A 14,101-nucleotide genomic window follows, 5' to 3' on the forward strand; every position below is an offset into this window, starting at 1 on the left:
CGCCGTCCTGTTCAATCGATAAGGTATCCAAATCTATAAAGATTATTTCGACCACGCTACCTATTTGCACCGGAGCCGGTGATCGCTTGTCGAAGTATATCGACCGCCTGCTCCCCGATTGTTTGCTTGATGACCTTCGGGATGGCGAGGATTGACGACATCGTATGGACCGATCGTGAAAAGGGAATTCAACTGCTTCAGGAGTCGAAATAATTGTAGCCAATAAACGTCCATGACGAAGCGAGTGTGGCCATCAGGTCAACCACACCCTCTGAAGCACACATGAATTCGCAGGAAAGTAGTAGAATTGTCGGCAACATGTCGACAATATTCCGGCCCCGGAGTCACTTCGACAGGCAGACAGGATTCGCTATGGCAAAGGCAGCAGAGCAGGAGCAACCCGTCGACGCAATCAAGGAAACGGGTACGACTCGCGTCTATCAGACGCTGCGCAACGAGATTTTGACCATGAAGATTGCCCCGGGCACTCATCTGGATGAATTGGGCGTGGGGGAGCGGTTTTCGGTTTCTCGCTCGCCGGTCCGTGAGGCGCTCGTTCGACTTTCGGCCGAAGGTTTGGTGACGATTCTGCCAAATCGCGGAAACGTCGTCACACCGATCGATTTCCAGCGCGTCCCGGAGTTTCTTGATGCGCTGGACCTGCTTCAGCGGGTTACGCACCGGCTGGCGGCCTTGCATCGAACTGCAGACGATATACGCGCCATCCACGCCGCACACAAGGCGTACCTGAAGGGCGTTGCCGAGAGCATCAGAACCGGCGACAGTCTGCCGATGATTGAGCGCAACTACGACTTCCACATGGCAATCGCTAAAGCGGGACGCAACGCTTATTTCGCTGACCTTTACCGGCGTTTGCTCGACGAAGGACGCCGGATGCTGCACCTGCATTTGAAGTACAAGGCGCTGGACCCGAATATCACGCCCGAAGGGATGGCTGCTCACCATACTGAGATGCTGCAGGCTATCGAGGAAGGGGACGCCGATCATGCAGAAGCGTGCGCTCATGAGCACGCGACGCAGTTCAAAGGTCGATTCATGGAGTATCTGGACCGCAACCTCACTGCTCAGATGCCTGTCAAGTTTGGCTCCAATGGCTCGTCACGTGGGGCGACACCGACGGACGGCCGGCAGGAAAAAGGACGTTCCAGCCGGACGAAAGCTGGAAAAGAAACAAGCTCAACGCTCAACTGATCTCTGGCGCGATGCGCCAGAGCGTTGCTTCAAATTCATCGATCTGACCCGGTCGCGACCTCACTCGACCGTCACCGCCCTCTAGCTCCCGCTGCTGCCGGGAGCGTCTTTCTTCGACGCCAGCTTTCCGCCAACTGCCCAGCTTGAGCCTGGCACTTCGCTGAAGACGATCTGCACATCCTGAAGCGCGCACTTTGCGATGCGAGCAGTTTCGCGGGTGAGCACGTCGGCGAGTTCGATTTTCTGTTCTTCCGTCCTGCCGGACAGCATTTCAAGTGTGAGGATAGGCATTTAAGATCCTTTTCGAAGGTTACGCCGGTTGTGATGCATACGCCTGATATGCCGTGCTGACGAGCCAGCCGCAGTCGATAGGCAGGGTAACGCCGGTGATGGCCGCTGCCTCAGGTGAACAGAGGAAATAGATGGCATCCGCCACCTCGGAAGGCTTGACGAACCGGCGCAGCGCCGATTTGCTGATGACTGCCTCGGGGTCACGCTGGCCTTCATCGATCCGTGCCTGCATTGCCTGGGTCAGCGTGTAACCCGGTGCCACTGCATTCACACGGATACCCTTGGGTCCCCATTCCGCGGCGATCGTTTCGGTCAGCAGCTTGAGGCCCGATTTGCCGACCGCGTATCCGATCTGCGCCGAAGGGCGGAAGGTAGTCAGCGAACAGAGATTGACGATGGACCCTTGCCCAGCCTCACACATGAACTTTCCGAAAGCGCGTGACGCGACAAGCGTTCCGCGCACATTGATCTGAAACAGGCGATCGAATTCCGCCAGCTCGAGGTCGAGCAGGCGGACCGCGTTCTGAAGTATCCCACCGGCATTCACCAGTGCGCGCGGAACGCCTTGCTCGCGAACGACAGCATCGGCGAAGCGTGTGACCGAGGCTTCGTCGGCCAGATCCACCTGAAAGAACCTTGCATCGACGCCAGTCTTGCGTAGCGATGCGACCACCTTTTCCCCACCTTCGGCGTTAACGTCGGCCGCCGCGAGGCGCCAGCCCGCTCGAGCGAAGCGCTGCACCGTTGCTTCGCCGATGCCGCTCGCGCCCCCGGTAACAACTATCAGGTTCGATTCGTCTTTCATAAGTGCGTTGCCTCAATGGAAAACGACCGCGCCGCACACGTTTTGTCGGCGTGAAGTCGATCTAATGTCGACAATGGTTTCACGGCCGTTGGCCTGTTGTCAAGACCGGGTTGTTCGGGCTTTTTCTGATTAGGTTAACCACCTATGAATCGCCATAACCCCTGCCTGCAAAGGCGTAGATAGCCATGAAGACGCCAAAATGCTTTTTTCATGTTGACTTTGTCGTCATTTGATCGACAATGCAACGCATGGAACGGCGACGTGTTTCTACCGCGAAGCGGCGCTTTTTGCGAAGCAGATAATTGGCGCCAATCATCCATAACTCGCCAAAAGTTCGATCGATATCACGAGCTTTCGCGGAATTCGCTGTGGTCTTTCAACTAGGTAACGAGTGCCTCGTCCAGAACTCAGCGCGAGGGCTCGAGAACATCGGGAATCGATATGGCAAGCGCGAGAATCGGCGTCGACATCGGCGGCACCTTCACGGACCTTGTGTTGCTCGACGACAAGGGGAACGTTCACTTCACCAAGGTCTCGTCCACACCCAAGGCACCGGAAGAGGCGGTGCTGACGGGTGTCGAACGCATCCTTGAGCAATCCGGTCTGGCGACCGCCGACGTGAAGGAAGTGCTTCACGGCACGACGGTCGGATCTAACACGATGCTGCAGAGGGTGGGCGCGAAGTGCGGTCTGATTACGACGAAAGGATTTCGTGACGTGCTCGAGATCGGGCGCGTGCGGACGCCCACGATGTTCGATCTGTCGTGGGACAAGCCCGTGCCGCTCGTAGAGCGCCGCTATCGCCTGGAGATTAACGAGCGTGTTCTGGCCTCGGGTGAAGTGCTTCGTGCGACACCCATCGATGAAGTCATCATCGCGGGCGAATTCTTTCAGAAGGTGGGTATCGAGTCCGTCGCGATCTGCTTCATCAACTCGTACAAGAACGGCGCGAACGAAGCCGCTGCGCTTGAAGCGTTTCAGCGCGCGTTTCCAAACATCAGCGTCACCGCTTCGATTTCGGTGCTGCCGGAGCTTCGCGAGTACGAGCGCACGTCGACAACGGTCGTGAACGCCTATGTTCTGCCTGCTCTTCGCACGTATCTTCAGCGTCTGGAGTCGGGACTCAAACGGATCGGCGTGAAAGCGCCTCTGCTCGTGAGCAATTCGAATGGCGGTCTGTCCAGCGCCCGGATTGCGCAGGACACGCCGGTGTTCTTCATTTCGTCGGGACGTTCTGCAGGCGTGGTCGGCGCCGGACGTCTCGGCGATGCGCGCAAGGACAAGGATCTGGTCGTCTTCGACATGGGCGGCACGACTGCATCGGCATCGCTCATCCATGACGGGCAATTGGCGCGCACCAACGAGTATGAATTCCGCGCCGGGATCTCGACGCCGAGCCGCTTCATCAAGGCAGGCGGCTACATGATGCGCGTGCCGACGATCGACGTTGCCGAAGTGGGCAGCGGCGCGGGTTCAATTGCCTGGATCGACGCGGGTGGTTTGCTCAACGTAGGGCCGGTGTCCGCAGGCGCCTTTCCGGGGCCTGTCTGCTACGGCATCGGCGGCGAGAAGCCGACTGTGACCGATGCCAACGCCATCCTGGGCTTTCTCCCGCAGCGTCTGGCAGGCGGCACGATGGAACTCAAGATCGCCGCAGCGCGTGAAGCCGTCGATACGCTGCTCGCCAAACCGCTCGGCATCGAAGTCGAGGAGGCCGCCGTCGGCATCCGCGAAGTGGTGAACGTCAACATGGCGCGCACGATCAAGGCGGTGACAGTCGAACGCGGCGTCGATCCGCGTGACTTCACGCTCGTTGCCTTCGGCGGCTCAGGGCCCGTGCACGCCTGCGATCTGGCCCGTGCGCTCGACATGAAGCAGGTGGTCTTTCCCGCCGCACCGGGTGTCTTCACTGCGATGGGCATGCTGGCGGGCGCGGTCGAACGCTACTTCGTGAAGCCGTCGCTCCATCTGCTGGATTCGCTCGATATCGATGCACTGGCGGAAAGCGTCGCGCAAATGCGCGAAGACGCGCGTCGCGCACTGGCTGACGAAGGTTATTCCGCCGACCGCATTCAATATGTTTTCGATCTGGACATGCGCTTCAAGGGCCAAGACTACGAGATCCCCGTTCCGTTGCCGGAGCAGCTGAACGAATCGACACGCGAGACATTGCGCGAGGCGTTCCGCGACGCGTATGCAGGTATCTACGGCTATGCATCGAACGATGCCATCGAGTGCGCCAACGTGCGTCTGCTTGCGCGCGGCATCGCGAGCAGCACACTCGACTTCAACGATATCCGCAGCTCGAAAGCGGCCCAATTCGAAGCGTCGGCGGCCATGCGACGCGTCTTTTTCGATCGCCAGACCGGCTGGATCGATACGCCGATCCTGCCGCGCTCGAAGCTCGACAAGCCCATCACGGGTCCCGTCATCCTCGAAAGTTCCGACACCACCATCGTCATTCCGCCGGGCTGGCGCGTGAGTACCGACAAGGTGGGCAGTGTCATCGCGTCGATCGAATGAATTGAATGGAGCCACCATGACCCAACGAAACGTTGACCCTATCACCTTTGCTGTCGTCAAGAACGCGCTGGATACGATCGTGGACGACATGGCATTCGCCGTGATGCGCACGGCGCGTTCACCCATCATCCGCGACGTGCTCGACTACTCGGTCACGATGTGTGACGCGAAGGGCCGCATCCTCGCGCAGGCGAAGACGGTCGCGCTGCATCTCGGCGCAGTGCCGGACGCGGTGGACATCATCATCGACAAGTACGCGGTCACGGTCGAGCCGGGTGATGTGATCATTCTCAACGACCCGTACGAAGGCGGGATGCATCTGCCGGACATCTTCATGTTCAAGCCGATCTTTCACGATAAACGCTTGCAGGGCTTTTCCGTCGTCATCGCGCACCATTGCGACGTGGGTGGGCGCGTGCCGGGCTCGAATGCGGCGGACTCGACGGAGATATTCCAGGAAGGCCTGCGCATTCCGCCGACAAAGCTCTATACCCGTGGCGAGCCGAACGAAACGCTCATCAACATCATCAGGAAGAACGTGCGTCTTCCCGACCTCGTGCTGGGCGACCTCGATGCGCAACTCGCGACCTGCAACATCGGCGAGCGGGAACTGCTTCGCCTGATTACTCGCTATGGCGAACAAAACCTTCAGGCCTATTTCGATGAACTGCTCGATTACGGCGAGCGGTTGACGCGTCGCGCGATCGAAGCGTGGCCCGACGGCGTCTATGAGTTCACGGATTACATCGATAACGACGGCTTCACAGACGACGCGATTCCCATCAAATGCGCGATCACGGTGGAAGGATCGAAGGTGAAGGTCGACTTCGCGGGCTCGTCGCCGCAGGTGCGTGGCGCGATCAATTCGACGCTGTCGTTCGTGAAGTCAGCGACGTATCTGAGCGTGCGATGCGCGCTCGATGCGGATGTTCCCAATAACGCAGGCGTCTATCGTTGCATCGACATCACGGCGCCCGAGGGATCGATTCTGAATCCGCGCATGCCGGCGCCTGTGGCTGCGCGCGCGCTCACGGGGTATCGCGTGGTCGACTGCGTATTCGGCGCCCTTGCACAGATTGCCCCGAAGAAGGTGATGGCGGCAGGCGAGGGCGGCAACACGGTCATCGCGCTGAGCGGTTACGACAAGGAAGCAAGCGAACCCTTCATCCTCGTCGACATGATCAACGGCGCGTGGGGCGGCCGCTTCAACAAGGACGGCATTGAGGGCGTGACGAATCCGTCGCAGAACATGTCGAACATGCCGATCGAAACGCTCGAGGCGCGCTATCCGATCGTGATGGAAGAGTACGGATTCGCGGCCGATTCGGGCGGCGCGGGCGAGTATCGCGGCGGGCTGGGTCTCGTTCGCGAGTACCGGATCGAAGCGGAAGAAGTGGTCGCACAGATTCGTTCCGACCGTGCATCGCATGCGCCGTACGGGTTGTTCGGCGGCGCGCCGGGCGCGCACTCGGCCAACTACCTGCGCTCAGACGAAGGGCTGTCGCCGCTGCCGAGCAAGTTCACGCGAACACTTCATCGCGGCGCGATCATCCGTCACGAGCAGGCCGGTGGCGGCGGATATGGCGATCCTGCGGCGAGAACGCTGGACCGTATCGAAGCCGATCTCGCGAATGGAAAGATCACGCGTGAATACGCGGAACGTCACCACAAGGTCGTGTTCGACGGCGAGCGCATCGATCGTGAACGCTCGAAAGCCGGCCCTCGCGCGGATTGACAAGGAGAAACCCCATGAGTCAAAGCCTGAAAGACCGCCTGAGCGAATTGGGCATCGATCTGCCCCAGGCCGCACCCAAGCCCGGCGCGAATTTCCTGCCAGTCAAGCGGGTCGGAAATCTCCTTTACGTGTCGGGCCAGGTGCCGGTGCGCGATGGCGTGGATCACTACGTCGGCAAGCTCGGACGGGACGTCACGATCGAGGACGGGCAGGCCGCCGCACGCCTTTGCGCCGTGAACCTGCTCGCTCAGGTCGATCGGTTTCTGGAAGGGGATTTGAGTCGCCTCGCCGGATGCGTGCGCTTGGGAGGCTTCGTCAACGCAACCGGGGATTTCACCGAGCATCCCAAAGTGATCAACGGAGCGTCCGATCTCGTCGTAGCCGTGCTGGGAGACAGCGGCCGACATACTCGCGCCGCTGTTGGCTGCATCTCGTTGCCAAGAAATGTCGCTGTCGAGCTCGAAGGGGTCTTCGAGCTCAAATAACCCACCGACATTCGCTGTTCTGAATGTCCGCTTCATCTACTTTCTTTATCTGTCAGAGGTCGATCATGCTCCAGATGTCCCGCTTACTCGGTCGCGCATTGGTCTGTGCGACTGCATTGGGTGCCCTTGCAACGACGCCCGTTATTGCGCATGCGCAAGATGACGCGACGTGGCAAAGCGTTAAAAGGGCCGGTGTACTCCGCTGTGGCGCCGCGACTTCGCCTCCGTACACGATGAAGGACCCGAAGACGAATACCTATAGCGGCGTCTTCCCGGACCTCTGCCGCGACTTCGCGGAAAAAGTGCTCAAGGTGAAGGTCGAGTATGTCGATACCACCTGGGACAATATCGTCGCGGGCCTGCAGTCAGACAAGTGGGACGTGTCGCTTTCGCTGAACGACACGCCTGAGCGTAGAAAGGCGATTTCGTTCACCGATCCGGTGGTCGATTACAGCGTGACGTTCGCCTACAACAGGAACAACCCGAAACTGCCGAAGCCGATCCATACCATTGCGGATATCGACAAGCCGGGCGTGACGGTCACGGTGATGTCCGGCACGGTGCAGGACAAGGCCATCTCGGCTGTACTCAAGCAAGCGACGATCATGCGCTTGCCGGGCTTTGACGAAACACGTCTGGCGTTGCAGTCCAAACGCGCGGACCTGCTGGCGGACGACAGCATGACGAACCTGTTGCTCACGCGTGCGCACCCGGACTGGGCAGACTCGTTCAAGCCGAATCCGCCTCTCGCGCAGCAAGGGATTAACTTCGGTATCCGCAAGGACACGCCTGCCGCAGATATCGCCGTGTTCAACAAGTTTCTCGCCCAGCAGAAGCAGTCGGGAACTGTGAACGCGTATCTCGACATGTCGGTAAAAGAGACGATCGCCCAGACGAAGTAAGTTCCTGTTCAGCCGGCAGAGCCGCAACCTCGCGGCTCCGCCATCGGGTTCGGTTCGACGTGTGTCGTATGCGCGCGATCAGCCATTCGAGTGAAGTCGCGAGCGCCAGCGTTGCGCTCTGCTGGAGAATGTCCTCATGTTTCTATCTCAGACACAAGCACAACCGCTGGCGAACATGACTAATGCGGCAAACGTCTCGTCTGTGTCGGCGGTGTCGGGCGACTTCGTGCAGTTGAGGAATGTGTACAAGTCCTACGGCGAGCACCTCGTCGTCATGGACCGCATGAGCCTCGATATGCGTGCCGACGACCGGCTCGTCGTGATCGGGCCAAGCGGGAGCGGTAAAAGCTCGCTTCTGCGTGTTCTCATGGGGCTCGAAGGTGTGCAGGGCGGCGAGATTTCGTTTCAGGGCAAGCCGTACATTCGCGGTGCCGATGTCGGCGGCTCGAAGCGCATCGACCCGAAGCTGCAAAAGCAGATCGGCATGGTGTTCCAGCACTACACGTTGTTTCCGCACCTTTCCGTGCTGGGGAATCTGATACTGGCGCCCGTCAAGGTGGGTGGTTATTCGAAGGCGGAGGCCTCCGAACGTGCGCGCCTGTATCTCGCGCGTCTCGGCCTCGAAAGCAAGCTCAACGCGTACCCGAGCCAGCTCTCGGGAGGCCAGAAGCAGCGTGTCGCTATTGCGCGTGCGCTGATGCTGGAGCCGAAACTCATGCTCTTCGACGAAGTCACGTCCGCGCTCGATCCCGAAATGGTGATTGAAGTGCAGAACGTGATGCTTCAGCTTGCCGAGCAAAAAATGGCGATGATCATCGTGACGCATGACATGCACTTTGCGCGCGACATCGCGACGAGAGTGGTCTTTTGCGCGAGCGGCAAGGTGGTCGAGCAGGGCGCACCGTCAGAGATCTTCAAATGCCCCAAGGAACCTCGAACCCACGAATTCCTCGAGAAAGTGCTTCATCTGGATTGAGAGAGCGACATGGGCTATCAATTTGATTTCGGGTTTCTTCACGGAAGCCTCGACGCGTTGCTCAAGGGACTCAAGGTCACGATCGAGCTGACGTTTGCGGCAAACATCATGGGGCTCGTGCTGGGCTTCTTTCTCTGCCTGATGGTAATGAGCCGCTGGCAGATCATCCGCTGGCCGGCGCAACTGTTCATCGAATTTTTTCGCTGCACGCCTGCTCTGCTGCAGATTGTGTGGTTCTTCTACTGTATTCCGATGATGATCGATGTCTTCATCGATCCCGTCATGATGGGCATTCTGGCACTCGGGTTAAATCTCACTGCATTCAACGCAGAGGCCTATCGTGCGGGCGTCCAGGCCGTCCCCAAAGAACATCTCGATGCCTGCGTCGCGCTGGGCCTCAGGCCGTGGCAGCGTACATTTTTTGTGGTGCTGCCGCAGGCGTTGCGCAGTGCGCTTCCCGTGCTGATGACCAACGGGATTGGCACCTTGCAGCAGAGCGCACTGGTTGCGATCGTCGCGGTGGCGGATCTGATGTATGTCGCGAAGAGTCTCGCGACTGAAGCCTACCGGCCGCTCGAAACGTATTCGGTTGTGGCACTCATCTACTTCGCGCTTTCGTTGCCGATCTCGCGCCTGGTCCATATGATCGAGCGCCGGCAAGATGCGGCCATCCAGCGTTGAGGAGAAGAGAATGAGCATCGATCTCTCGATTGTCGCGTCCTACTGGCTGGTGCTGCTCAAAGGCCTTGCGCTGACCGCCGCCTTTACGAGCGGTTGTGCGGTGCTGGGAAGCCTGCTCGGTTTCGTGCTGAGTCTGCTGAGAATGTCGCCTTCTCGCTGGGTCAAGACGGTGACGACCCTGTATGTGGAATTCTTCCGGGGCACGCCACTGCTGATCCAGCTATTCTGGGTTTTCTTCTGCTTTCCGGTCGTGTTTCGCTTGCCGATTCCGCCATACCTCTCGGTGATCATCTCGTTGACGCTCTACATGACGGCGATCACCAGCGAGACGTTCCGCGGCGCACTCAAATCGATTTCGTCGGAGCAGCACGACGCGTGCATCGCGCTGGGGCTGACGCCTCAGGTGAAAATTGTGCATGTCATTTTTCCGCAAGCTCTACTGCGCGCAATACCGCCGCTGCTCTCGAACATCATCAGCCTGTTCAAGGAGAGCGCGCTCATCTCGTCCGTGGGTGTGGCCGATCTGATGTACGTGGGTCAGAGCGCTTCCAATGCCACAGCACGGCCGCTCGAATTTTTGACTACTGTTGGAATCATCTACTTCGCCGTCGCTTTTCCGTTGACCCGGCTGGTCGGCGTAGTGGAATCGAGATTCCTGCGGCGTTTTGCATATTGAGCACGTGGAAATTGAGTACTACCTGAATGACGGACGACAACAAAGATGAATTCGGTACCTCGTGAGCAATACTTCACCCCGGATGCGGCTGCTGGACTCCCGCAGCAGGCGATCGTGATCGGCGGCGGCATCGTCGGCACCTGCTGTGCGCTGTATCTTCAGCGCAGCGGCTTCAAGGTCACGCTCGTCGATCCTGCGCCGCCCGGCGACAGCACCGCGAAGTGGAGTTGCGGCCAGATCTCCGTCGGCGAGATCATCCCCTTGTCGAAGCCCGGCATTCTCCTCAAGGTGCCGGGATGGCTGCTCGATCAGACAGGGCCGCTCGCGCTGCGGCCGAGCGCGTTGCCGGGCATCGTGCCGTGGTTCCTGCGTTTCCTTTCGTGTGCGCGACACGCGAAGATTGTCGACATCGCAACCGCAATGGCTTCGCTCACGAGCGACGTCTTCACGGACTACGCAAGCCTGCTGGACCCCATCGATGACGATACGCTGATCGGGCAACGCCCGATTCTCGAAGTGTTCGACAGTGCGGCGGGAATCGAGCACGAACGTCCGCACATCGAACTCAGGAAGTCGCTGGGATTCGATACGCAGATTATCGGCCGTGCCGAGATTGACGATCTCGAACCCGCGCTGAAAGGTCGCTTCTCACATGGCTTGCTTTTGCCGCAATGGCGATTCGTCAGCGACACGGAAGCGTTCCTGAAGGCGCTCACCGATCATTTCGTGGCTAACGATGGCCGCCGCGTACAGAGCGCCGTGACACGTATCAACGAAGACGCGGGTCGCGCGACGGGCGTGACGCTCGAGAGTGGCGAAAACCTGCAGGCGGAACATGTCGTCGTCGCGGCGGGAGCGGGTTCACGGCGCTTCTTTTCCCAACTCGGCGTGAGCGCGCCGCTGGAAGGCGTCGCTGGCTATCAGGTGCTGGTGCCGGAGCCGGAGGTCGAGTTCAAGCATTCCGTCATCTACGCGGACGGCGGGTTCTGCTTCACGCCGATGCTTCGTGGGCTTCAGATCGGCGGAACCATCGAATTCGCGGGGCGCAACGCACAGCCGAATTTCAAGCGCGCCGAAATCATTCTGGCCAAGGCAAAAAAAGTTTTGCCCGAGCTGAACACGACGCGACACGAATTCGGTGTGGGCTATCGGCCGTTCCTGCCGGATACCAAACCGATTATCGATCGCTCGAAACGTCTGCCGAATGTGCTGCTCGCGCTCGGTCACGGGCAACTCGGCTTGACGCTGGGCGCAACCACCGGGCGGCTCATTGCGGATCTCGCATCCGGCCGAACGCCGAAGCAGGACCTTGCGCCTTTCAGCGCACAACGGTTCGGATGAGCAAGCAGCGTATGGCGGCAAAACGCTCGCGGTCAGGCAATCAGCAGGAAAAGGAAGCTAAATCATGCGTTGGAAGAAGAGTGTGCAACTGGTTGGTGTTCATTGTGAGGGCGAAATCGGCAAGGTCATTACGGGAGGCGTCGTCGACATTCCCGGCAAGACCATGCTCGACAAGATGAACTACATCAACGAGGTCGACGACAGCATCCGGAGGCTCGTCGTGTTCGAACCGCGCGGATGTCTGCAGATGTCGGTGAACCTGCTTTTGCCGCCGACGCGTCCGGAGGCGCATGCAGGTTTCATCGTCCTTCAGTCGGACAAGGCGCATCCGATGTCGGGCAGCAATTCCATCTGCGTGGTGACGGCATTGCTCGAACTGGGCATGGTGGAGATGCAGGAGCCGGAGACCACAGTCGTGCTGGATACGCCAGCGGGACTCGTAACCGCTCGCGCGACGTGCAAGGACGGCCGATGCATTGGCGTGTCGCTGGATATGGTTCCGTCGTTCGTGGAATACCTCGACCTGCTCGTCGAGACTGAAGCGTTCGGAACGATCTCCGTCGACGTCGCCTTCGGTGGCGTCTACTACGCGCTCGTCGATGTCGAACAGGTCGGCCTCACGATTGCGCCGCAGAATGCGCGTCAACTCGCCGATCTCGGCGTCAAGCTCCGGGCGATCATCAACGAGCAGGTGAAGCTTCAACATCCCGTGCACGCGCAGATCAACCAGCTTGCTTACGTGATGTTCCGCAACCGGGTATCGGACACGGAATATCAGACGTGCACGACCCTGCCGCCGGGACGGGTGGACCGGTCGCCGTGTGGAACGGGAAGCTCCGCCAACCTGGCGACGCTCGCGGCGCGCGGCAAGGTCGATGTCGGCTCGCAATTGAAGTCGATATCGACCATCGGCAGCGAGTTCAAGGTCGAGATGCTGGGCCGAACCGAGGTAGGCGGGCGGCCCGCAGTTCTGCCGCGCATTCAGGGGCGTGCGTGGATCTACGGCATCGAACAGATCGGCGTGGACCCGGACGATCCGCTGAGCGCGGGTTTCATGTTGAGCGACACGTGGGGCGAGGGGTTCTGAAACGCCGGGGCCCGGCCCATGAGATATCGAATCACGAAATGGACGAGTCTTGAACGTCCCGACAAGCAGAACAGGAGTGTGAATTGAAGCAGAACATGATTACCGGAAAGACGAATGTTCTTTTCATGGTGGCGGACCCGATCGAGCAGGTCAGAACCCCGGAAATCTTCAACGAAGTGTTTCCCTTGTGCGATCTCGATGCAGTGATGGTTCCGCTGCACGTCGAGCCGGCCAACCTGGAAAGCACCATCCGGTCGCTGTTCAAGTCGAAGACGACGCGCGGCATGGTGCTGTCGATTCCGCATAAGAATGCGGCAGCAGGCATCGTCGACCGGCTCTCGAACGGCGCGATCACCTCCAATGCCGTGAATGCGATCCGACGGGGCGAGGACGGCAACCTGGAAGGCGACGTGTTCGACGGCACCGGCTTTGCGAAGTCGATGGACCGTTACGCGATGGAGTACCGCGGCAAGTCGGTGCTGTTGATCGGCGCAGGCGGCGCGGCCAGCGCGATAGCTGCAGCGCTCGCGGAGGGCAAGGTGGCTTGCCTCGCGATTTACGATGTCGACGAGGCGAAAGCGCAGAGTCTGGCGCGCTCTGTCGGCGAGCGCTACGGTATTGCGACTTCGGCGCAGAAGACGAACGATCCTCGCGGCTTCGAGGTCGTCATCAACGCAACGCCGCTCGGCCTCAAGGCCGATGATCCGCTGCCGACGGCGCCGGAGCGGATCGATAGCGCTGCGATCGTGTGCGACATCCTCATGAAGAACCAGCCCACGCCGTTCCTGCAGGCGGCGATGTCACAGGGAAACGCTGTGCTTCCGGGTTTCGACATGCTGATCCTGCAATCGCCGCTGTTTCTCGATTTTTTCGGCTTGCACCGGGCAGCCGAGTTCTTGCGACGCGACGATTCGATCGCCCGCGACATGCTCTTTCCGCCCGAATTGCGTGACTTGGTGCCGCGTAATGCGTGACACCGGCCGCAGAATGTAATCCAAGAAATCGCCCTCCCAGTGGCCAGGCAGCAGGCGGTCCTCGATTTCGGGTGGGCGCACGTGAATACTCACCATCTCGGGAATCTGCCCGCGTCGGTCTGTGCCGCGCGTGCGGGACATGCGGGTGTTGTGGCCGTGGCGCAGGCAGGCAATCAACTGGCGGCGCAATTCGCCACGCGGCTGAGCGTAGATAGCCGTGTAGATGGTTTCATGCGATACGTGCTGGGTCGGGTCGGTCGGATACATGCGCCTAACAGGCTGTTGAAAAGCGCCTCGTCATGAGGACCGAAGCGATGATCAGGAGTGTTTCGCGTGCAATTTCCAGCTGAAATCCGGATGCGCCGATCAGTTTGCGCAGGCAACGCGCCTGAGCGGGGTTGCCAGGCCTCGCA

The 14,101-nt window shown here is 59.8% G+C and carries 13 protein-coding genes and 1 pseudogene; 11 read left to right on the plus strand and 3 right to left on the minus strand.

The window, feature by feature from the left end; translation table 11 throughout:
* The first annotated feature begins 372 nt into the window (after window positions 1–372).
* The gene (locus EVC45_RS41590; RefSeq protein WP_129963912.1) at window positions 373–1,212 is read left to right on the plus strand and encodes a GntR family transcriptional regulator; all 840 of its coding nucleotides are present in this window, start codon (window positions 373–375) and stop codon (window positions 1,210–1,212) included.
* Between the two features lie 81 nt (window positions 1,213–1,293).
* On the opposite strand, the gene EVC45_RS41595 is transcribed toward EVC45_RS41590, so the two are convergent.
* Window positions 1,294–1,503, minus strand: coding sequence for a tautomerase family protein (locus EVC45_RS41595; protein WP_129963913.1), 210 nt, complete (start codon window positions 1,501–1,503; stop codon window positions 1,294–1,296).
* A gap of 19 nt (window positions 1,504–1,522) precedes the next feature.
* On the minus strand, window positions 1,523–2,308 hold the full coding sequence (locus EVC45_RS41600; RefSeq protein WP_129963914.1) for an SDR family NAD(P)-dependent oxidoreductase: 786 nt from the start codon (window positions 2,306–2,308) through the stop codon (window positions 1,523–1,525).
* Window positions 2,309–2,749: 441 nt separating this feature from the next.
* On the opposite strand from EVC45_RS41600, the gene EVC45_RS41605 reads away from it, so the two are divergent.
* The 10 genes from EVC45_RS41605 (at window position 2,750) to EVC45_RS41650 (ending at window position 13,688) form a co-directional block, all read left to right on the plus strand.
* Window positions 2,750–4,831 carry a hydantoinase/oxoprolinase family protein gene (locus EVC45_RS41605; protein ID WP_129963915.1) on the plus strand — a complete coding sequence of 694 codons (2,082 nt, stop codon included), beginning with the start codon at window positions 2,750–2,752 and terminating at the stop codon, window positions 4,829–4,831.
* A 16-nt stretch (window positions 4,832–4,847) separates the two neighbouring features.
* On the plus strand, window positions 4,848–6,566 hold the full coding sequence (locus EVC45_RS41610; RefSeq protein WP_129963916.1) for a hydantoinase B/oxoprolinase family protein: 1,719 nt from the start codon (window positions 4,848–4,850) through the stop codon (window positions 6,564–6,566).
* 14 nt (window positions 6,567–6,580) lie between these two features.
* Window positions 6,581–7,051 carry a RidA family protein gene (locus EVC45_RS41615; RefSeq protein WP_129963917.1) on the plus strand — a complete coding sequence of 157 codons (471 nt, stop codon included), beginning with the start codon at window positions 6,581–6,583 and terminating at the stop codon, window positions 7,049–7,051.
* Between the two features lie 74 nt (window positions 7,052–7,125).
* The gene (locus EVC45_RS41620; RefSeq protein ID WP_306770866.1) at window positions 7,126–7,953 is read left to right on the plus strand and encodes an ABC transporter substrate-binding protein; all 828 of its coding nucleotides are present in this window, start codon (window positions 7,126–7,128) and stop codon (window positions 7,951–7,953) included.
* A gap of 136 nt (window positions 7,954–8,089) precedes the next feature.
* The gene (locus EVC45_RS41625; protein ID WP_129963919.1) at window positions 8,090–8,929 is read left to right on the plus strand and encodes an amino acid ABC transporter ATP-binding protein; all 840 of its coding nucleotides are present in this window, start codon (window positions 8,090–8,092) and stop codon (window positions 8,927–8,929) included.
* A gap of 9 nt (window positions 8,930–8,938) precedes the next feature.
* Complete coding sequence (locus EVC45_RS41630) at window positions 8,939–9,610, plus strand: amino acid ABC transporter permease (RefSeq protein ID WP_129963920.1); 672 nt, start codon at window positions 8,939–8,941, stop codon at window positions 9,608–9,610.
* A gap of 10 nt (window positions 9,611–9,620) precedes the next feature.
* Window positions 9,621–10,286 carry an amino acid ABC transporter permease gene (locus EVC45_RS41635; RefSeq protein ID WP_129963921.1) on the plus strand — a complete coding sequence of 222 codons (666 nt, stop codon included), beginning with the start codon at window positions 9,621–9,623 and terminating at the stop codon, window positions 10,284–10,286.
* 45 nt (window positions 10,287–10,331) lie between these two features.
* Window positions 10,332–11,627 (plus strand): FAD-binding oxidoreductase, encoded by a 1,296-nt coding sequence (locus EVC45_RS41640; protein WP_129963922.1) that lies wholly within the window; start codon window positions 10,332–10,334, stop codon window positions 11,625–11,627.
* A 64-nt stretch (window positions 11,628–11,691) separates the two neighbouring features.
* Window positions 11,692–12,714, plus strand: coding sequence for a proline racemase family protein (locus EVC45_RS41645; protein WP_129963923.1), 1,023 nt, complete (start codon window positions 11,692–11,694; stop codon window positions 12,712–12,714).
* A gap of 83 nt (window positions 12,715–12,797) precedes the next feature.
* The gene (locus EVC45_RS41650; protein ID WP_248295476.1) at window positions 12,798–13,688 is read left to right on the plus strand and encodes a shikimate dehydrogenase; all 891 of its coding nucleotides are present in this window, start codon (window positions 12,798–12,800) and stop codon (window positions 13,686–13,688) included.
* 21 nt (window positions 13,689–13,709) lie between these two features.
* On the opposite strand, the pseudogene EVC45_RS41655 reads toward EVC45_RS41650, so the two are convergent.
* A pseudogene (locus EVC45_RS41655) lies at window positions 13,710–13,931 on the minus strand (IS30 family transposase); the annotation flags it as partial.
* Window positions 13,932–14,101: the final 170 nt, after the last annotated feature.

Source organism: Paraburkholderia sp. UYCP14C, assembly GCF_004197395.1.
Classification (GTDB): domain Bacteria; phylum Pseudomonadota; class Gammaproteobacteria; order Burkholderiales; family Burkholderiaceae; genus Paraburkholderia.

Coding starts and splice junctions, on each gene's coding strand:
- EVC45_RS41640 (WP_129963922.1), top strand. CDS start 10,332: ATGAATTCGGTACCTCGTGAGCAATACTTCACCCCGGATGCGGCTGCT.
- EVC45_RS41625 (WP_129963919.1), top strand. CDS start 8,090: ATGTTTCTATCTCAGACACAAGCACAACCGCTGGCGAACATGACTAAT.
- EVC45_RS41620 (WP_306770866.1), top strand. CDS start 7,126: ATGTCCCGCTTACTCGGTCGCGCATTGGTCTGTGCGACTGCATTGGGT.
- EVC45_RS41635 (WP_129963921.1), top strand. CDS start 9,621: ATGAGCATCGATCTCTCGATTGTCGCGTCCTACTGGCTGGTGCTGCTC.
- EVC45_RS41595 (WP_129963913.1), bottom strand. CDS start 1,503: ATGCCTATCCTCACACTTGAAATGCTGTCCGGCAGGACGGAAGAACAG.
- EVC45_RS41600 (WP_129963914.1), bottom strand. CDS start 2,308: ATGAAAGACGAATCGAACCTGATAGTTGTTACCGGGGGCGCGAGCGGC.
- EVC45_RS41590 (WP_129963912.1), top strand. CDS start 373: ATGGCAAAGGCAGCAGAGCAGGAGCAACCCGTCGACGCAATCAAGGAA.
- EVC45_RS41615 (WP_129963917.1), top strand. CDS start 6,581: ATGAGTCAAAGCCTGAAAGACCGCCTGAGCGAATTGGGCATCGATCTG.
- EVC45_RS41630 (WP_129963920.1), top strand. CDS start 8,939: ATGGGCTATCAATTTGATTTCGGGTTTCTTCACGGAAGCCTCGACGCG.
- EVC45_RS41645 (WP_129963923.1), top strand. CDS start 11,692: ATGCGTTGGAAGAAGAGTGTGCAACTGGTTGGTGTTCATTGTGAGGGC.
- EVC45_RS41610 (WP_129963916.1), top strand. CDS start 4,848: ATGACCCAACGAAACGTTGACCCTATCACCTTTGCTGTCGTCAAGAAC.
- EVC45_RS41605 (WP_129963915.1), top strand. CDS start 2,750: ATGGCAAGCGCGAGAATCGGCGTCGACATCGGCGGCACCTTCACGGAC.